The organism is Segetibacter sp. (assembly GCF_025963695.1).
Classification (GTDB): Bacteria; Bacteroidota; Bacteroidia; order Chitinophagales; family Chitinophagaceae; genus Segetibacter.
Genome location: NZ_JAOQAH010000074.1, coordinates 13570 through 32949, shown reverse-complemented (window position 1 = coordinate 32949; position 19380 = coordinate 13570). Strand labels below are relative to the sequence as shown.

The following is a 19380-nucleotide window of genomic DNA, read 5'->3' as shown; positions in this document are numbered from 1 at the left end:
CAGGTTACTGGCAACAAGCATATAAGCCCACATCGGTATAATTGCATCAGCTGAACAAGTAATAGCTACGTTCTTATCCCGGAACTGTTCCCAGTCATACGTTTGCAACGCGGCCCTAAAATCTTTCTCTTTCAAGATCAGACCCATAAACAAATGATCCTTCAAATCAAACACTGCTGTGTCACCTTTGGGATAATATTCTTCGAGGTCTATAGAGGTAAGTGCGCTTTCGGCAACTTTATTAATAATTACGTTTTCCATACAGGAACGAAGTTACAAACTCGAAATCAGTTTCCCGTTGCCTGTGGCTGTTTCAAGTTTCTATATTCAAAATTTTGGCTTTTGATATTAATACCCTAACCCCTAAGATTTCGCATACGTGAAAAAGTTGTGGCCCATGTGCTTCTTTACCCCCAAAAAAGCTTCCATAAGAACAATTGTTGAATGGAGCGTCGCAACAATAGTAACATTCTTATAAAATGCTTGTAATCACAAAATTCCATTCCTTTAACATGCAGCGGCAACCATTAAGCCTGTAGCGGTAACAGATAACCGGCAATAAAAAAGCCCTACCGGGCCGGCAGGGCTTATACTATCAAAAGTTTTACTTACTAATAAAAATCGAAACGGTTGTCTTTTACGTCAGCGGCTTTTTTCAAAGCTTCTATACTTTGATAACCTGACATTTGCTTCTGTTGCATCTCCATCTGTTTACGTAGACCTTCGATGTCCATATTTGTATTTGGCAGGGCGGTGATACTTTCTCCCCTGATTACAAAAACACCTGTATTTCCAGCAATAGGCTCGCTTACCTTATTCTGCAAGCTCTTGTTAAACGCTGCTCCTGCAACTTTTGGCTCGTTGCCAATGTTAGGAATGAAAGGCTGGGCGAAGCTAACACTATCTGCACGAAGAACACTAACCCCTGCACCCTGCGCCACCTGCTCTATTGTGCTACCCCCTTTGAACTTCGCTGAGATAATTTGTTGCGCTTTCTTTTCATTAAGAATAATAGGCTCGGCTGTGATACGTGCTTTAGCAACACTCATTAAACCTTTTTCTGACACACCAGTTATAACTGCCACCACATATTTATCGCCTATTTCCTGCGGTTCACTTACGTCGCCGGCTTTGTTTTCATATACCCAACGAACAAACTGGCGACTTTCGCCCAAGGCTGCTACCTGGTAGTCATTTTGTTTTATTTCGGAAGCTGACAATACAGTAAGATTCTGTTTTGCTGCATTCGCCTCAAATTGCTTTTTATCGCGGCTGTTGGCTGCAAACTGAGAAGCAAGATTACTTGCACTATTAATGGTTTCCTGGCTCGCCTCTATAGGTTTTGCGAGATAAGCAATTTTGTAGCCTGTCTCCATCTGCTTTTGTTCCAACACCTCTATATAGTGATATCCACTATAAGCCTGGTTTTCTACTTTTACAACTTTTTTATCTCCCGTTGTTCCGTAAAATGCAGTTTCAGCAAACTCCTTACTAAGATTTGGAAATTGTTGAGAAGTAAAAGTATATTCTCCTTTAGTGTTCTTGCTACCCTCATCATCAGAGTATTGTAATACTAACGCATTGAAATCTGCTCCTGATTTTGCGGCATTTGCCACACTGTCGATTCTTGCTTTAGCAATGCTATCGGGTAAGGTGACCTGGCCTTTCTCACCGGTCTTAATTAAAATGTGTCTTACTTTAGCGCTATCGGGCACGCTACGACTATCTATCATTTTAGCAAGCGTATAGTGGGTTCCATCTACATATGGCCCATAAACTTGTCCGTTAGGTAGCTTCTTGATTGTATCAGCATTTGGAACCTGTAGTTTAGAACCAAGAACATATCCGTTGAAGTAAGGATTTTCTGAACCTACCCGCGCTAAATAACTTTCAGGATCTGTTGCTGCTGCAAATTCACCTCTTAAACTGTTCAATTGGCTTAAGACCTTAGCGCTGTCGGCGCCCGAAGCGGAAGCATTGAAAGCTACATACGAAACACTGCGACTAGCGTCATCCTGCACAAATGCATCCTTATGCTTATTCATATAATTTCTTACATCGTCGTCAGTAACCTTAATTGAACTATCGGAAATACTTGAATAAGGAACACTTACATAAGAAAAACGTGCAACAACGTTTTGATCGGCAATGGTACGTTCTGCCATCCACTTTGGTATATATGCGCTTTCACCTAGTAAAGCCATATATTTTGTGCGGAGAGTCTGGCTAATAGTAGGTGTGATGTAAGCTTCGTTGAACATCTCTAAATTGGGATTGTTCTTTTGCTTTTTCATCTGGGCGAAATATTGTTTTGCCTGGTTTACATCATACATTCCTGTCTTAGGATCAGTAAACTGCTGGCTCAACCACTGGGGAGGGTTTGCACCAAACAGTACATCATTTAATTCTTTAGCTGTAAACTGTAGACCTACCTTATCATATTCCTGTTCCATTACAATTTCATCCACGGTCTGCTCCCATGCGCTGCTTATCAACTGCTCACGCTGCGGCGCCTGTGCCCCGTACATTGCCTGCTGTAATGATATTTTTTTCTCAAAATCGTTTTTCTCAATTTTTTGACCATTTACTTTGCCCACATCTCCGCCCGGTGTACCACCTTTTCCACGGCCAACAAAGGCATCCATTAAAATGAAACCAACCAAACTTAGGGCTATGACTGCAATCACCACGGCAGCATACTTGTCCCTGATCTTTTGAATAACCGACATAACTATTATATAACTTTTAAAAGTGGACGACAAAAATAGGGGAATATATCCTTTATACAAATGTGGAAAAGTAGATAAAACCCTTATTAGCGCTATCTTTTAATAAATATTGGCACAATATTTTGCTGTTAATAACGTAGTCTGAACCAATAAAATTGAATTTTCAAAATAGTTTGTTTCCACAGGCCTTTGTTGAAAAGTGCTAATTCTGTGGAATTGGTACCACATTCACTTTTCCCGACGTGGATAATTGTAGAAAAACTTCATTTTTTGCTTTCAATAATAAGTCGATTGGTAGTATTTCTGTGACTTGTTCTATTTCTTCTAACAGAAAAAATAGAACAAATTCCTTTCATTTTTATTAACCCTACTTGCAATCCCCAGATGTTAGGAAACGGCTACAACCCTTAATATTGTTATAATATACGGCTGTATTCAATGTGTATAACCGTGGATAAACTATAACTTTTAAATTTGCAAATAATATAAATGAAAGTTATCCCGCTATTCACATCTGTAGTAGTAATAGGTTTATTTATAAATAATGAATTAAAGAAACTAATACAATAGTTATGAACATAGCTGAAGCGAAAAGTAAAGTTGAAGAAAAAGGTTTTTTAGATATAGAGGTAGACGTGCAAATGGATCTATTTGTAGAAATAGAAAGATTGAAAAAAGAAAAAAACGCCATCGTACTTGCACATTATTATGTGGATGGAGACATACAGGATGTGTCAGATTTTCTTGGTGATAGTTTGGGTTTGGCTCAAAAGGCACAATCAACAAACGCTGATATGATTGTTTTTGCGGGTGTGCATTTTATGGCTGAAACTGCAAAAATTTTAAATCCAACTAAAAAAGTAGTGTTGCCTGACCTGAAGGCTGGATGCTCCCTGGCAGACAGTGCTCCCGCCGGTTTATTTAAAGCTTTTAAAGAAAAACATCCTGATCACCTGGTTATTAGTTATATCAATTGTACATCTGATATTAAGGCATTAAGCGACATAATATGCACCAGTAGCAATGCGGAGGCAATCTTACATAGTTTGCCAAAAGACCAAAAAGTTATTTTTGCTCCGGATAAAAATTTGGGGGCATATCTTAATAAGAAAACCGGCCGTGATATGTTGTTGTGGAGTGGAGCATGCATGGTGCACGAGATTTTTAGCCTCGAAAAAATTATAAAGCTTAAAGTACGTAACCCCAATGCTAAGGTTATTGCACATCCTGAGTGTGAAGAAGCGGTACTGAGGATTGCAGATTTTGTTGGAAGCACTACCCAATTACTTAAATATGCCGTTACTGATAAAGCAGTTGAGTTTATTGTAGCTACTGAAACGGGTATTTTACACCAGATGCAGAAGGATGCACCATATAAGACGTTTATTCCAGCACCGCCCAATAACGGTTGTGCATGTAATGACTGCCCTTATATGAAGCTGAATTCAATAGAGAAATTGTATTTGTGCATGGAATATGAAACGCCTGAAATTCTCATGGACGAGGATCTACGACTGGCGGCCAAAAAGCCAATTGACCGTATGCTAGAAATAAGTAGGGCAGCTGGTTTATTAGGATAGTATAAAAACGATTTACATTGTTATAAAAAAAGACAGTGCTAAACAAAAGGTGTCTTTTTTTATAAATTGATTTTGGTTACCAACATTTGTTCCCTCTTCAACTACTCTTGCGTCGCACAGTTGTGCTTTAGTAACTCCGTTTCCCACACTATTGCTTTTTATGGTGTAGTTAATAGTTGTATTCAACTTCTAATAAGTCTTCGTTTTGCCTGATCCTCTTATTCTTTTTGAATGTCTTCCACATGAAACCTAAAACGAGCATGGTAGTAACAGCAAAAACTTTGATAGCCAATTCATTTTTGTCGTATTTCTTTGGCGGTATATACATCACTCCGTTAGCATTCGTTATCGCAGGGTTTGCTATATACCTCCCCGTAGCAGGAATAGAGTTTTCATCAAAATTATCCTGCAATTCCTTCAGCGCTTTTTGTAATTCTTTTCCTCTCATAGGCATTCCGTGCCCTGTAGCTGCAGTCTTTGGTTGAAGCTTCACCAATTCACTTACAGAAGTTTTTGCTGCTTGCCAGTCATAGGTAAAGTATTTGGGAGGCCCCGAAATAACTTTCGTTTGCAACATTACTGAAATTGCTGATTCCTGTTTCGTAGTTGCAAATGCATCTCCGGCGATCAATACTCCATCGCTTTCCCGGAAAAGGCTTATATGTCCGGGTGCATGACCAGGAGTATGTACATACCGCCATTCAGGTAATACTGGTATTTTACCATCTGCCGGTAATACTTTTAGATGCCTCCAGATGTTAATAGGGCCGTTTGGATAAAGGAAGGCCATTCTAGCCATTAAACCGCCACCTACTGTAGGATCGGGCGGCGGATAGTCAGAGTGTCCTGTTAAGTAAGGAATTTCTAAATGATGCGCAAACACAGACACGTCCCATTCATCGGCAAGTTTTACTACTGAGCCTACATGATCAAAGTGACCGTGGGTAAGTATTATTGCTTTCGGTGTACTTTCATCTCCAAACAGGTAAGATGCCATTTCTTTTATTTTGCTTGCGGACCATTTCAAGCCGGTATCCACTAAAACCCACTGATTAGTTACAAGGTCTTGTATCATGAAGAAATTGACAAAGACATCTTTTCTGCCCCACACACCTGGTGCTACAGTAAACAGATTAGAAGGTACCTGGGAATTTTTCATATATAGTAAATATTATTTTTCGCCTTTATTGTTTTACAAAAGCATGCCATATAAAAAAATAGAGGGCTATTAGCCCTCTATAAATTATTGGTATCTGATAGATAATTACATAGCGTGACCGTGATTCACTCCTCTGTAATTGTCGGCCGGACTCGTTTTAGTCATAAGGGAAGCCCCAATTTCTAAAAGACCTAAAATAAGGTGAGGCGCATACACCCTGTCTGAGAAACCAAAAAGCCATGGGGACACTGCTAAAAAAATTCCCGCCACTAAGTCCAGGGTAAGGTGAGTTTTCATAGACAATGTTTTTGAAACCCCGAACTCGTAATTTGTCATCATGCTATACACCAGCGCACCAGCGCCAACAATTATAGGGATCCATTGTTCAGCTCCACCATTTGCAAAACCAAAGATCCATGGAGAGGCAATTAACAATATCCCCATTAGGTAGTCCATCATTCCGTGTGTTTTCGTGCTAATGATTTTCATATTAAATAATTTTATAGATAGTTTATTTTCATAAAGTGTGCCAACGGGAATTGTCTTAGAATATGTAGAAGTAAAATATGGTATTTTACTTCTGTAAGGGAAGTGTGGGTATCCGCATCGTTGGGTGTGGCTATTTAAGTCTGCGGAACCTTATTTAATATCTATTGTCTTTGCAACCACTACCATTTAACTACGGCACATTGTTTTTATATATTCTTCTAAACAAATTAATATGTCAACTCAATCTGATCCTAAAGAAACAAATGGTAAACCGCAACCAACCACCAATGATCCTGAAGAAGTGATAAATACGCCAGAAGAAGTTCAAGAATCTAATGACGAGAAAATAGACCAGGATTTTCCAGGCTATCCGCATTATCCTGCTAAGGATGATATACTAAATCCTGATAATTATACTGAAAGAGTTGATATTGATGTAGAAAATCTTACTCGCTCGCATACAATATCTCCTGATCATATTAAGGATATAGAAGCGACGCCTGAACTTGAGCCAGATTTTACCATGGTATCTGAAGAAGAAGGGGAAGATATTGATACGATTTCGGCGACCGAGGCAGATGTTACTGCAGAGGATCTGGCTATGTTAGGTGAGCGGGATCAAGATATGGATCTTGGTGAAGACGAGGAGCTTAAAGCAAGAGGATGGCAGCCCGTGACAGGAAAAGACCTTGATATTCCTGATGCAGATCTCAATGGTGAAGATGCACTTGGGCAGGGTGATGAAGAAAATAGTTACTATAGTTTGGGAGGCGACAGAATGGAAAGTTTAAGGGAGAACGACGATCAGAATAACTTTTAATAGCTAACATAACAATATTAAAATTACTTAAGGAAACTCTCTTCTGAAGACTGCCTTGTTTATTTTAATTCCTGCTTTATAATATTTGTATGCTTCTACAATAAATTGCCCGAATTCGAGATCATTAAATTGTAACGTCATTTCGAGAGTAGGTCTGAATTCGGCCATAAAACTGTCTATTTGCGGCGCGTTTAACCCTGTCAGTTTTCTAACTAACCCTTTATTAAAACGATGACTGATAAATTTCTCCTGCTCTTCACTTATCAATCTTTTCTGAAACGAAAGCGTCCTTTTATTCTTTCTAAACTTAAACATATTTATAAGCTCATTGAGGTCTAAGCCTATACCTGCCATTCCCCCCGGGTTTGTATTCATTGATGTGCTTAATCCAGGTTTTTGAAAATTAAAGATTTTAGCATAATCAGCGCGATTTTGCAATGAGTCTAAACGGTAGTTCCGCTGCTTTACAAGCACAGAGGGTAATTGTTGCACTCTTCTCATAATTGAGATATCAAAAGCACCTGGATTTGCAATGGTGGCTACTGGATACTTAGGTGTAGGTTTATTTAGAAAAGAAAAGTAAATAGAGTCCTTTTCACTTACTGTTAATGAGTAATGTCCCAGGGAGTCTGTTACAGTTCCTTTGCCTGACGTACTTAAAACACTTACCGACTCCATCGGCGTCTTCTTCGTTATATCATACACTGTTCCACTTACTGTCATTATTTGAGAATGGCTTAATAGTGGTAAGAATAGTATAAATAATAAGAAATATAAAATTCGAAACAATAGCTGGGTTTTGTATTCAATATTACATTACCCTATTATTTTAATAGGTGAAATAAAATCATTTAACTACATATTGGGAGTTATTAAAATCTGATTCGAAGGATTTTGTCTACATCAAAATGTGCTATATAAAAAAAAGCTATCCAGTTGATTGAATAGCTTTTTTATAAATTAGTACGAAAATTTAAAGATTTTTATCGCCAATATTTCTTTTAACCTCGGCTACATATTCCTTTATTTCTTGTTCCTTTTCCTTTTTGCAAATAAGTAAAACGTCTTCTGTGTCAACTATAATAAAATCGTTCAGTCCTTGTAGAACCAGTAATTTATTATGCGCAGCCGATATCATACACTGAGTTGAGTCAATTACCATAATCTTATCTCCCGCAATAGCATTACCGAGGTAATCTTTTTCTAAATTATCATAGGCGCTTGTCCAGGTTCCTAAATCACTCCAGCCAAAACTGCTTGGTATCACGTATACATTATCAGCTTTTTCCATAATAGCGTAATCAATAGATACACTTGAACATTGAGGGTACATTCTTTCAATTGCTTGCTTTTCTTCTGGTGTATTCAGCCTATGTCTTTCAGAAGCAAAAATATCGTGCAATTCCGGCTCGTGCATTTCGAACCTTTTTATGATGACTTCGGCCTTCCATATAAAAATGCCTGCATTCCATAAAAAGTCTCCGCTAGCAAGGAAAGTTTTAGCAAGCTCAAGGTTGGGCTTTTCTGTAAAAGTTCTTACTTTAAAAATGTTGTCTTCTACATGCGAATCGGTTTCATACTGAATGTAACCGTAGCCAGTATTGGGATAAGTTGGTTTGATACCTAGTGTTACAAGCGAGTCATTCTTGTCAACAAAATCTATTGCCTTCTGGCAGGTTTTTTCGAAACCGTCAGTATCTAAAATAAGATGATCAGCGGGGGCGATGATAAGTGTAGCATCAGGATCTTTATTAGCTACCTTAAAAGAAATATATGCTATACAAGGAGCAGTATTTTTTCTGCTTGGTTCAGCCACAATATTTTCTTCCGGTATTTGCGGCAATTGCTGCTTTACAATTTCGGTGTACTCATTAGAGGTAACAACAAATATGTTTTCTTTTGGAACAAATCGTTCGAACCGTTCAAAAGTTTGTTGAATTAATGTTTTACCGGTATTTAAAATATCAAGAAATTGCTTAGGATATCCAATTCTGCTTTTAGGCCAAAATCGACTGCCGATACCGCCGGCAATAATTGCTACGTAGTGATTTTTATTCATTTTTATAAGGGGTAAAATAATAGATATTTATTAGTTAAGCAATTCCTTCTTTCACAAGGTCGTGAAGATGTAACATGCCTAAATAAGTTTCATTTTCATTAGTAACGATCAACTGACTAATATCATTGCTTCTTAATAATTCAAGCGCAGTGACTGCAAGCTCATCCGCAAAAACTGTCTTTGGCGAACGTGTTAATATATCTTCAGCTTTTATGTTTTCAAGTTCATCACTTTTTTCAAGCATTCTTCTTAAATCGCCATCTGTTATTATTCCTGTTATCCTTCCTTCTTTTGACACGACTGCTGTTGCGCCCAGCCTACCTTTTGTTATCTGAACTATTATTTCCTTCAATCTTGCTGTAGGCGATACTACTGGTTTAGTGTTAAATGTGTACAAATCCTTTACTCTTAAATATAACCTCTTTCCCAAATTCCCCCCAGGGTGAAGCCTGGCAAAATCGGCCCCTTTAAAACCCGCTTTTTGCATAAGACATATAGCCAGTGCATCTCCCATTACTAACTGTGCAGTAGTACTGCTGGTAGGGGCCAGGTTGTTAGGACAAGCTTCTTTATTGACGGTTGTATTAAGAAAATAATCGCAATTTTTTACGAGGTAGGATTGTGCATTTCCACAAACAGCTATCAAAGTATTTCCGAAGTTTTTTATTAATGGAACAATAACTTTTATTTCAGCGCTTTCACCGCTTTTACTAATAAGCATCACTACATCCTCTTTTCCTATCATTCCCAGGTCACCGTGAATAGCATCACCCGCATGCATAAAGAGACTTGGTGTACCTGTACTGTTTAAAGTAGCTACAATTTTTTGACTGATAATGGCACTCTTACCTACACCACTAACTACCAGTCTACCACTAGATTTAAAGACGATTTCAACAGCTTTTTCAAAATCTTCGTTTATGAATTTTGCAAGACCAGCAACAGCTTCTGCTTCTAATTCAATTGTACGAATGGCAGTATTTAATAACGTTTGATCCATGCCGCGCAAAAGTAGTATTCATTCTGTATTTAATTGTAAACTCTTAATTCGCCATCTTGAACACTGTAGAAAGGTAGCAGTAATTAAGAGTTTTGAAAGAGAATGTTGGCATGGACGCGTAGATCAAATTAACAAGACTTGCATTTTGTCAATAACCAACTTTAACAAATGGCCTTTTTAATAACAAGGCACTTATACTAACTTCGCTACCCTTGTTAAAGAAACTTATTCCCTTTCAATAATTACCTGCGAGGTTACATATTCTATTATCTAAATGAAAGACATTTAAAACTGCCTGAGAGGGTGAACTGAATTAAAGAAAATGGCAACTAAAACAACTACCGGAAACAAAACAAGTGCTGCACCTAAAAAGACAAAAAGCGTAATTACTACCGCAGCCAGTGAAGCTACTCATTCCTACGACATTCATAAAAGCTTACTCGACTATTTTGGATTTGACAAATTTAAAGGCACACAGGAACAAGCCATCAATAGCTTGTTGGATGGAAAAGATACTTTTGTAATAATGCCTACTGGCGGTGGTAAAAGTTTATGTTACCAATTACCTGCCCTTATTATGGAGGGATGTGCAATTATTGTGAGTCCTTTAATTGCCTTAATGAAAAACCAGGTAGACCTGGTCAGAGGTTACAGTGAAAAAGATCATGTCGCTCACTTTCTAAATTCTTCTCTTACAAAAGGTCAGCAGCGTGAGGTAAAATCGGACCTGGTAGATGGAAAAACGAAGCTGCTTTACGTAGCACCAGAGACACTAACAAAGCAGGAAAACCTTGATTTTTTCAGCGATCTAAAGATTTCATTTTTTGCTGTCGATGAAGCCCATTGTATTTCAGAATGGGGGCATGATTTCCGGCCGGAATATCGGCGTTTAAAGGAGATGATGTCTGCCATTAACCCCGATGCTGCTATGATTGCGTTAACAGCTACAGCGACACCTAAAGTTCAAAGTGATATTTTAAAAAATCTCGGGCTCAGAAATCCTACCATCTTTATTTCTTCTTTTAATCGCGAAAATCTTTATTACGAGATACAACCCAAGATTAAGAAGGATCAGACGATTAAGAATATTGTACGTTTTATTTCGCAGAACAATGGCAAAAGTGGTATTATCTATACCTTAAACCGAAAAACAACTGAGGAACTTGCGGAGATACTTGTCGCAAATAAAATAAAGGCAGTTGCTTATCATGCAGGTCTGGATCCCAAATTAAGGGCTGAAAGGCAAGACAAATTTTTAAAAGAAGATACTCAGGTCATTGTTGCTACCATTGCGTTTGGTATGGGCATCGACAAGCCAGATATTCGGTTTGTTATTCACTATAATATTCCCAAAAGTATTGAGAACTATTATCAGGAAACAGGACGCGCAGGTCGTGATGGTTTAGAAGGAAAATGCATTTTATATTATTCTCACAAAGATGTGTCTAAACTAGAACATTTAATGAGAGATAAACCGCTAAGTGAAAGGGAAGTTGGAGCACAGTTAATCAATGAAACAGTAAGTTTTGCGGAAAGTAGTGTTTGTAGACGAAAAATATTGTTGCATTACTTTGGCGAGCATTGGGACACAAACAAGTGTGCGGCAACTGGTGGTTGTGATAATTGTACTCCCCGAGAGAAAATTGAGGCAAAAGATAATGTGGTAAAAGTTTTGAAGGCTGTTAAGGCCTTAGATCAGCGGTTTACTATCGATTATGTGGTCAATGTGTTAATGGGTAAACTTACTCCTCAAATTCAAATGTACCGACATGATGAGTTACCCTGTTACGCCACAGGTAAAGACGAGGATGAACATTATTGGAACAGTCTTATTCGTCAGATGCTTCTATCAAATTTTCTCGTAAAAGATATAGAAGAATACGGGTTGCTGAAGTTTACTCCCGGATCAGAAATCTTCTTAAAAAAGCCTACCAGTTTTGGGATCGTTCTAAATAATAAGTTTGAAGATGCGAATTCTGAGGATGATGAGGAGTCAGATACTCCCGCACCTACCGTAGGTATAGCCGCAGACGACAAACTGTTTGATATGTTGAAAGACTTGCGGCAAAAGGAAGCGAAGAAAAAAGGCCTCCCGCCATTTGTGCTGTTTCTCGAAAACTCCCTTCAGGATATGGCAACGTTATACCCAACTACTTTGAAGGAATTGGAGAAATGTCAGGGAGTTAGTGTTGGAAAAGCTCTGAAGTATGGTAAACCGTTTGTAGAACTTATAGCCAGACACGTTGAAGAAAACGAAATTGAAAAACCTGATGACTTCGTAATGAAGAGCGTGGCTAATAAGAGTAGCAACAAGATTTTCATTATTCAGAACGTGGATAAGAAAATTCCTCTGGAAGACATTGCTAAAATTAAGTCACTAAAGTTGGATGTGCTGCTTGAAGAAATGGAAACAATTGTTGCAAGTGGTACCAAGCTCAATCTAAGCTATGCAATCGATGACATGTTAGATGAAGATGAGCAGGGTGAAATCATTGACTATTTCAGAAGTTGTGAGACTTCCTCGCTTGAGGTTGCCCAGGAGGAGTTAGCGGATAGTGGTTATGAATGGGAAGAATTAAAAATTATGCGAATAAAGTTTTTAAGTGAGTACGGAAACTAGTTTGCTTAATACTTATTAAAAACCCACTACAAACTGTAGTGGGTTTTTTGTTTCCGGTACCAGCAGTAGTTGTTCAATTCTTCATATTTGCGCCGCAATCTCTACAGCTTTCCTTTGTTGGGCAGCTTTGTTGTTCTTACTGTCCTTAGGATGCTAAAAAAGGCAGGTCACTTAGTTTTAAAAATATGAGAGTATTAGTAGATGAAATACTTGTAGCTAGAGCTACTGCTTAGATGTTTTCTGGCTTAAAGCAAAAACCGTTAGAGATTATAAAAGGCACAGGGATTTCGACAAGTGGGGAAAAGCCTGATGGCACACATATTGTGCTAGTTGTACCGGTAACACCATTAAAATACTTGCAATATGGAGCCAACTTTAGACTCATTAGGCTACTTGAATGTGGTAGCTAACAGCATTGGTAAACTTACACTTAAAGTATTTGATACGAAGGGTTTGATAGCTAAGAAGATTTGTAGAGATGTGATTTCCGGCGTACAAAAACTTGACCTAAATATCAACGAACTATCGACTGGAACGTATATACTCAACGCTTTTCACGGAGATGTTTTTCTAAGGTCATTCAAGTTTGTTAAGCAGTAGTGTTCAATACTTTTAACTAATGCCCGCAGCGATGCGGGTTTTTTTGTTGACAATATTTTTAGTCAGGTAAATTTAGCCACTGTTTTCATTTAACTCAATAAGTTTTGTAATTTTTCGCTAGCTTCTATCTTTTGATTAAATAACATAATTATTATGTCTATTCCTATTGTTGACCTCTCAGATTTTTTATGTGGTAGTAGTACTTTGAAATCTGCATTTGTTGAAAAGCTTGGAAAAGCGTACGAAGAGGTAGGATTTGTTGCTGTAAAAAATCATGGCGTACCTGATGAGCTCATCGCTCATATCTATGACAACGTTCAACAATTTTTTGCTTTACCCTTGCAACAAAAATTAAAGTATGAAATACCAGGCTTAGCTGGTCAAAGAGGATACACTAGTTTTGGGCGTGAACATGCTAAGGGTAGTGAGGCACCAGATTTAAAGGAGTTTTTTCAGTATGGTCAAAATGTAGAAGATGACGACCCGATTAAGTCAGAATACCCTGAAAACGTAAAAGTGGGGGAAGTGAAGGATTTCAACGGTACCCTTTACCAGGCTTATAAAAGTTTTCAGAAAGCCGGGGTTTCGATGCTTCAGGCAATATCTATCTATCTTGGGCTAGACGAACATTATTTTGATAATTATGTTCACAACGGAAATAGTATTCTTCGTTGTATACATTATCCACCAATTACGGTTGAACCAAAAAGCGCTATTAGGGCAGAGCAGCACGAAGACATTAACTTAATCACCTTACTGGTAGGGGCAAGTGCCGACGGTTTGGAAATACTAACGAAGCAAGACAAATGGATCGGCGTTACTTCATTGCCAGGGCAAATCGTGGTTAACGTTGGGGATATGTTGCAAAGGCTGACAAATAATAAGCTGAGAAGTACAACTCACCGTGTTGTAAATCCAGGGCGGGAACACTGGCATACCTCCAGGTTTTCCATGCCGTTTTTTTTACATCCCAAAAGCGATATGAGTCTGGCTTGTCTCGAAAGTTGTATAGATGACCAGCATCCAAAAGCTTATCCTAATGTAACAGCCGGAGAATATCTAGATGAACGATTAAGGGAGATAGGTTTAAAAAAGTAGTTTATCTGGTAATTTTATAATAGGCGATTAAATAATTGCGTTTAAAACGGCATATACCTTTTCTTAAGACTGTGTTTCATCATAGCGTGACTGCTTTTGGCGGTCCGCAAATGCATTTTGTAAGATTACACAAGTTATTTGTTCAAAGGCAGAGGTACGTTTCAGAGCAGGAATTATTAGAGATTAATGCATTTGTGCAGTTATTGCCTGGTGCTAGTAGTACACAATTGCTTACACTAATTGGATATAAAAGGGGAGGGGTAGCCTTAGCTGTAATCACTCTCGCCCTTTGGATTTTGCCCGCTTGTCTTTTAATGGGTCTTTTTAGTTTCCTTATTTTGTATCTAGATAGGGCGAACCTATCCTATATTTTTAGGTTCGTTCAGCCAATGGCAGTAGGGTTTTTAGCATTTTCGGCATTTAAGACGTTTAAAATTTCTATTAAACACCAAGCCACTTTATTTATAATGGTGGGAGCAACGGTGGTAACTTACCTTATTCAATCTCCGTGGGTGTTTCCTTCTTTGATAATTGCCGGCAGTATTGTTAGCAATTTTAGTGATAAAAGAATTCCCGATTTTAAGGAAAAGAGTAAGCCGGTAAACTGGAACAACTTTTCTCTCTTTGCGGTCATTTTTATCGTTGCGGGACTGCTAAGTGAATATGCTCGTTATTATAATTTGCCTTTTAGAAAACCGATTAGCCTTTTTGAAAATTTCTACCGTTTTGGTAGTATAGTTTTTGGGGGTGGAAGCGTGTTGATAACAATGATGTTTGAACAATATGTTATTCGGGCTAAAACTCCTTATATGGGCGCCTCTGATTTTCTCACTGGCGCAGGAATGGTGCAAGCCTTCCCTGGACCTATATTTTCAATTGCCTCTTTTGTAGGCGGAATGGTTTTAAAAGATATGGGTCCTCAATTTCAGATTTTAGGTTGCATTATTGGGACTATTGGGATATTCCTTCCAAGTTTATTACTTGTTCTTTTCTTTTATCCGATCTGGAATAGTTTAAAAAAACACGTGGTAGTCTTTCGAGCTATGGAAGGAATTAATGCTGTTGTTGTAGGTATTATGGTGGCCGCAACAATTCTTTTGTTTATGTCTATGCCTACCCGTTACGAGTCGTTGAATTTGTTTGTCCTAATTACTACTTTCTTACTACTTCAATTGACTCGTATTCCGTCTCCTATAATTGTCGTTGCCTTTTTACTGATAGGGTGGATGCTGTAATCAGACTTTGTAGTAACCGCTCTTTTCTATTTCCTCCTCCACTAACTCTGGTACCAGATACTTTATTGATTTTCCTCGTTTTATCAGCTCACGAATTAAGGTAGAGGAGATTTCCAATAGGGGCGCCTTTAAGACTTTTATTTTTTCTCCGAACGTGTTGTTAATGGCAAATCCGGGTCTGAGATAGACATACAAGGAGTAGTTCTGGAGTAGAGTTTCACAGTTCTTCCATTTAGAAATATTCTTAAGGCTATCGGAGCCCATGATAACAATGAACTCATGCTCCAAATATTTCTCATTTAGGTATGTAAGGGTATCAATTGTATATGAAGGCCGGGGAAGTACGAACTCTATTTTAGAGGCTTTTAAGCGTTTGTCTTTTTCTATTGCTTGTTGAACCAGGTGCAATCTGTGGTATTCGTTTAGAAGGGAGTTCGGCTTTTTTAAAGGATTTTGAGGAGAAACGACAAACCACACCTGATCAACGTCAGTATTATCGGCAACAAAACTGGCAATAATCAAATGGCCGACATGAACGGGATTAAATGAGCCGAAGTACAGACCGATTTTCATTTGCTTATGCTGGTATCAAGTTCTTCAACTAAAATTTTTTCCGCTTCGTTTATCCTTAAACTTAAATTGTATCCTGCGACGGAAATTGATATTGGATCTCCTAAGGGCGCAATCTGTTCGACTCTAACCTTTTCTCCAGGAATACAACCCATTTCCATCAGTTTTATAAATATTTCGTCCTTTTCAAAAGAATGAATAATAACAGTCTTTCCAATCTTAATTTCTGATAATCGCTTCATAATTTACCGCTTTAACAAATGTAAAGGCTCTCCTTCGCTTTTAGTTACGATTTTTGGAATGTAAAATTAGTACCCATGCCTTTAGTTCGTTTTTGTTATGCAGATGTACCCGTTCTAGCTATCAGAAGTAAAAAAGCTGTAAAGGAATTTATAGTAGCGATATTTCAAGCAGAAGGGAAGGCTTTAAGTGACGTAACATATATTTTTTGTTCAGACCAATATTTATTGCAAATTAATAAGACTTTTTTGCAGCATGACTATTACACAGATATAGTAAGCTTCGATTTGTCAGAAGGGAGCCAAACGATAGGTGAAATATACATTAGCGTGGACAGAGTTAAGGAAAATGCTGTCACCCATGCGACCGAATTTAAAAAAGAGATGTTGCGGGTTATTTTTCACGGAGCATTGCATTTGGTTGGCTATAAGGATAAAAGAAAAAGTGAAATAACAAATATGAGGGAGAAAGAGGAGCACTATTTGCGTTTATTTGGTCAAAAATAAAGCCCCTTTTCTTTATGTTTCACGTGAAACCCTTTTTGTTATTATTCCTATTGTTTCCATTGCTTTCGCTTTCTCAACATATTGGGTCAACCCGACTAGAAATAAAAGATTTACCGCTTCCCCCTAACCGGGACTTGGAAGTCGAGAAGTTTATGGCCGGCTTTTCAAATTCCTTAAATGCGGTGGAGAAAGATTGGTTTTATTGGACAAACTATAGCAGAAGTGACCCTAAAAGGTTTTGGGACAGCGTAGTTGCCCCCATTCTTCAAGTTTATCCCGGCTTTAGAAACGCTTACACAAATAGTTTGAGAAAGGATTTGTATTCCTCCGCTCCATTGCCACCGGTTAAGCTTAATGAGGAGCTAACTAAGGCGGCTCAAAGTTTGGCTCGGGAGTTGGCAGCAAAAAGGGCTAGGCCATCCCACACTTCTCCCTCCGGTTCGACATTTGAGAGCAGGATGAAATTAATTAGTATTAAAAAATGCGCTGGTGAGAATATAAGTTTCGGCCCCCCAAACACCTTACTAATGCTTGCGCTGTTATATATAGATGAAGGGGTACCGGATTTGGGACACAGAAAAACTCTTTTAAATGCCGATTTTGTTGAGATGGGTCTTGGGCTCGGTCTCTATCCTGACAATAAAGTTATGGTTGTTCAGGATTTTGCCTGTAGCCAAAGGTAGCGGATGTTTCACGTGAAACAGAAGTTTTAAAAGGAGGGGGGCAGGTGTGGTATCTTTGTAGTATTAATTTTATAAAATGTTTGATAAGTACGACGTTATAGTTGTTGGCGCAGGCCATGCGGGATGTGAAGCAGCAGCAGCAGCAGCAAATCTTGGAAGTAAGGTTCTTTTGGTTACCATGAATATGCAGACTATTGCCCAAATGAGCTGTAACCCTGCTATGGGAGGAATTGCAAAAGGGCAAATTGTTAGGGAAATAGATGCATTGGGGGGCTACAGTGGGATAGTAACAGACTCAAGCCTTATTCAATTTAGGATGCTAAATAGAAGTAAGGGTCCTGCCATGTGGAGCCCGCGAGCTCAAAGTGATAGGATGCTTTTTCATTTGAAATGGCGCGAAATGCTCGAGAATACTCCTAATGTAGATTTTTTCCAGGATAACGTTACCGCTTTAAAAATAGAAGGAGGGAGAGCCTGCGGAGTTATAACGGGACTAGGTCATGAGATATTCTCTAAAAGTGTTGTTGTTACAAGCGGAACATTTTTAAATGGAGTGATACATATAGGTGAAAAACGATTCGGGGGAGGTAGAATGGCTGAAAAGGCATCCACAGGAATTACGGAACAACTTGTAGAGCTGGGGTTTGAGAGCGACAGGCTGAAAACAGGTACACCCCCCAGATTGGATGGAAGGAGCTTGGATTATAGCAAAATGGAAGAGCAGGAGGGCGATAAGGAGATTATTGGTTTTTCGTACCTGGATGTGAAGAAGATAAGGCCGGAACAACAACGGAGCTGCTACATTACTTATACAAATCAGGATGTACATGATATGTTGAAGACGGGTTTTGACCGTAGTCCCATGTATGCAGGGAGGATAGAGGGTGTGGGGCCGAGATATTGTCCGAGTATAGAAGATAAAATAAATCGTTTTGCTGGTAGAGAGAGGCATCAGTTATTCGTGGAGCCTGAAGGTTTCAATACCGTTGAGATTTATGTAAATGGTTTTTCTACGTCATTGCCTGAGCAGGTTCAATTTGACGCTTTACGACTCGTTCCAGGTTTTGAAAAGTGTAAAATGTTTAGGCCAGGCTACGCGATCGAGTACGATTTTTTCCCACCTACCCAACTTACTTATTCTTTAGAGACAAAAAGAATTGAAAACTTATTTTTTGCAGGACAGATAAACGGTACCACCGGGTACGAGGAGGCGGCGTGCCAAGGGTTAATGGCGGGCATTAATGCACATCAAAAAGCCTTTGAGTTAGAAGCTTTTGTTTTAAAAAGAAGTGAAGCTTACATCGGAGTTTTAATAGACGACCTGATTAGTAAGGGAACCGATGAACCGTATCGTATGTTTACGAGCCGGGCCGAATACAGAACCTTGTTAAGACAGGATAATGCCGATCTACGCCTAACCGAGCGGAGCTTTAGATTAGGATTGGCTTCACAAGAAAGAATGGAAAAGGTGAGAAGCAAAAAGGAGGGAGTTGAAAAATTGAAAGGGATGATGAATGAATATGGAGTTGAGCCGGAAGAGATGAACGCTTACCTTAAGGAAAGGAATTCGGCGCCCTTGTTACAAAAACAAAAGCTATCTCAGTTGCTGCTTCGCCCAAATGTAGGGTTGAAGGAAATGATTGGTTCATCTTCGAGGTTATCGGATACTGTAGGAGGATTTACTGATGACACAGTTGAACAGGCTGAGATACAGGTGAAGTATGATTCGTATATAAACAAAGAAAAAGAGCTGGTTGACAAAATGAGCCAGTTGGAAGAGTTGATCATCCCTGATAACTTCAATTATGAAAAAATAATTTCCTTGTCTAATGAGGCAAGGCAGAAGTTTAATAAAATACGTCCTAGAACATTAGGTCAGGCGAGCAGGATAAGTGGTGTAAATCCGAGCGATGTACAAATACTGATGGTATATATGGGGAGATAGCAGATGTTAGAAGTTGAGAATAGATATGCAGACAAAGTGATTGCGAC

Annotated in this window: 18 protein-coding genes; 9 read left to right on the top strand and 9 right to left on the bottom strand. The window is 38.6% G+C overall.

Annotated features, from left to right (window positions below; all coding sequences use genetic code 11):
- Together JWR87_RS12720 and JWR87_RS12715 are read right to left on the bottom strand one after the other, a co-directional pair.
- Positions 1–261, bottom strand: a 261-nt coding sequence (locus tag JWR87_RS12720) for a DUF2480 family protein (protein ID WP_297820636.1), incomplete at its 3' end; no start/stop codon positions are given.
- Positions 262–611: 350 nt separating this feature from the next.
- Positions 612–2729 (bottom strand): peptidylprolyl isomerase, encoded by a 2118-nt coding sequence (locus JWR87_RS12715; RefSeq protein WP_297820634.1) that lies wholly within the window; start codon positions 2727–2729, stop codon positions 612–614.
- 572 nt (positions 2730–3301) lie between these two features.
- Here JWR87_RS12715 and nadA point away from each other — a divergent pair.
- Positions 3302–4309 (top strand): quinolinate synthase NadA, encoded by a 1008-nt coding sequence (gene nadA, locus JWR87_RS12710; protein ID WP_297820632.1) that lies wholly within the window; start codon positions 3302–3304, stop codon positions 4307–4309.
- A gap of 169 nt (positions 4310–4478) precedes the next feature.
- On the opposite strand, the gene JWR87_RS12705 is transcribed toward nadA, so the two are convergent.
- Positions 4479–5468: an MBL fold metallo-hydrolase gene (locus JWR87_RS12705; protein WP_297820630.1), complete on the bottom strand. Its 990-nt coding sequence runs from the start codon at positions 5466–5468 to the stop codon at positions 4479–4481.
- A gap of 105 nt (positions 5469–5573) precedes the next feature.
- Positions 5574–5957: an SPW repeat protein gene (locus JWR87_RS12700; protein ID WP_297820627.1), complete on the bottom strand. Its 384-nt coding sequence runs from the start codon at positions 5955–5957 to the stop codon at positions 5574–5576.
- 232 nt (positions 5958–6189) lie between these two features.
- On the opposite strand from JWR87_RS12700, the gene JWR87_RS12695 reads away from it, so the two are divergent.
- Positions 6190–6777: a hypothetical protein gene (locus JWR87_RS12695; RefSeq protein WP_297820625.1), complete on the top strand. Its 588-nt coding sequence runs from the start codon at positions 6190–6192 to the stop codon at positions 6775–6777.
- A 27-nt stretch (positions 6778–6804) separates the two neighbouring features.
- On the opposite strand, the gene JWR87_RS12690 is transcribed toward JWR87_RS12695, so the two are convergent.
- From JWR87_RS12690 to JWR87_RS12680, 3 genes are all read right to left on the bottom strand, one after another.
- Positions 6805–7500: a hypothetical protein gene (locus JWR87_RS12690; RefSeq protein ID WP_297820623.1), complete on the bottom strand. Its 696-nt coding sequence runs from the start codon at positions 7498–7500 to the stop codon at positions 6805–6807.
- Positions 7501–7750: 250 nt separating this feature from the next.
- Positions 7751–8836: a mannose-1-phosphate guanylyltransferase gene (locus JWR87_RS12685; RefSeq protein ID WP_297820621.1), complete on the bottom strand. Its 1086-nt coding sequence runs from the start codon at positions 8834–8836 to the stop codon at positions 7751–7753.
- Positions 8837–8870: 34 nt separating this feature from the next.
- Positions 8871–9836, bottom strand: a complete 966-nt coding sequence (locus tag JWR87_RS12680) for a KpsF/GutQ family sugar-phosphate isomerase (protein WP_297820620.1) — start codon at positions 9834–9836, stop codon at positions 8871–8873.
- A 322-nt stretch (positions 9837–10158) separates the two neighbouring features.
- Between JWR87_RS12680 and recQ the strand changes: the two genes are divergently transcribed.
- The 4 genes from recQ to chrA all read left to right on the top strand — a co-directional run bounded on the left by recQ (position 10159) and on the right by chrA (position 15389).
- Entirely contained in the window at positions 10159–12456 is a 2298-nt protein-coding gene (gene recQ / locus JWR87_RS12675) for a DNA helicase RecQ (protein WP_297820619.1), read from the top strand.
- 363 nt (positions 12457–12819) lie between these two features.
- Positions 12820–13056: a hypothetical protein gene (locus JWR87_RS12670; protein WP_297820618.1), complete on the top strand. Its 237-nt coding sequence runs from the start codon at positions 12820–12822 to the stop codon at positions 13054–13056.
- Positions 13057–13209: 153 nt separating this feature from the next.
- On the top strand, positions 13210–14154 hold the full coding sequence (locus JWR87_RS12665) for a 2-oxoglutarate and iron-dependent oxygenase domain-containing protein (protein WP_297820616.1): 945 nt from the start codon (positions 13210–13212) through the stop codon (positions 14152–14154).
- A gap of 71 nt (positions 14155–14225) precedes the next feature.
- Positions 14226–15389, top strand: a complete 1164-nt coding sequence (gene chrA / locus JWR87_RS12660) for a chromate efflux transporter (protein WP_297820614.1) — start codon at positions 14226–14228, stop codon at positions 15387–15389.
- On the opposite strand, the gene nadD is transcribed toward chrA, so the two are convergent.
- Positions 15390–15962 (bottom strand): nicotinate (nicotinamide) nucleotide adenylyltransferase, encoded by a 573-nt coding sequence (gene nadD / locus JWR87_RS12655; RefSeq protein WP_297820612.1) that lies wholly within the window; start codon positions 15960–15962, stop codon positions 15390–15392.
- Positions 15959–16201, bottom strand: a complete 243-nt coding sequence (locus tag JWR87_RS12650; protein ID WP_297820610.1) for a FeoA family protein — start codon at positions 16199–16201, stop codon at positions 15959–15961. The genes nadD and JWR87_RS12650 overlap by 4 nt, the downstream gene beginning before the upstream one ends.
- Before the next feature lie 75 nt (positions 16202–16276).
- Between JWR87_RS12650 and ybeY the strand changes: the two genes are divergently transcribed.
- The 3 genes from ybeY (at position 16277) to mnmG (ending at position 19333) form a co-directional block, all read left to right on the top strand.
- The gene (gene ybeY, locus JWR87_RS12645; RefSeq protein WP_297820608.1) at positions 16277–16705 is read left to right on the top strand and encodes an rRNA maturation RNase YbeY; all 429 of its coding nucleotides are present in this window, start codon (positions 16277–16279) and stop codon (positions 16703–16705) included.
- Positions 16706–16719: 14 nt separating this feature from the next.
- Positions 16720–17388 carry a CAP domain-containing protein gene (locus JWR87_RS12640; protein ID WP_297820606.1) on the top strand — a complete coding sequence of 223 codons (669 nt, stop codon included), beginning with the start codon at positions 16720–16722 and terminating at the stop codon, positions 17386–17388.
- 76 nt (positions 17389–17464) lie between these two features.
- Positions 17465–19333 (top strand): tRNA uridine-5-carboxymethylaminomethyl(34) synthesis enzyme MnmG, encoded by a 1869-nt coding sequence (gene mnmG / locus JWR87_RS12635; protein ID WP_297820604.1) that lies wholly within the window; start codon positions 17465–17467, stop codon positions 19331–19333.
- Positions 19334–19380 lie beyond the last annotated feature (47 nt).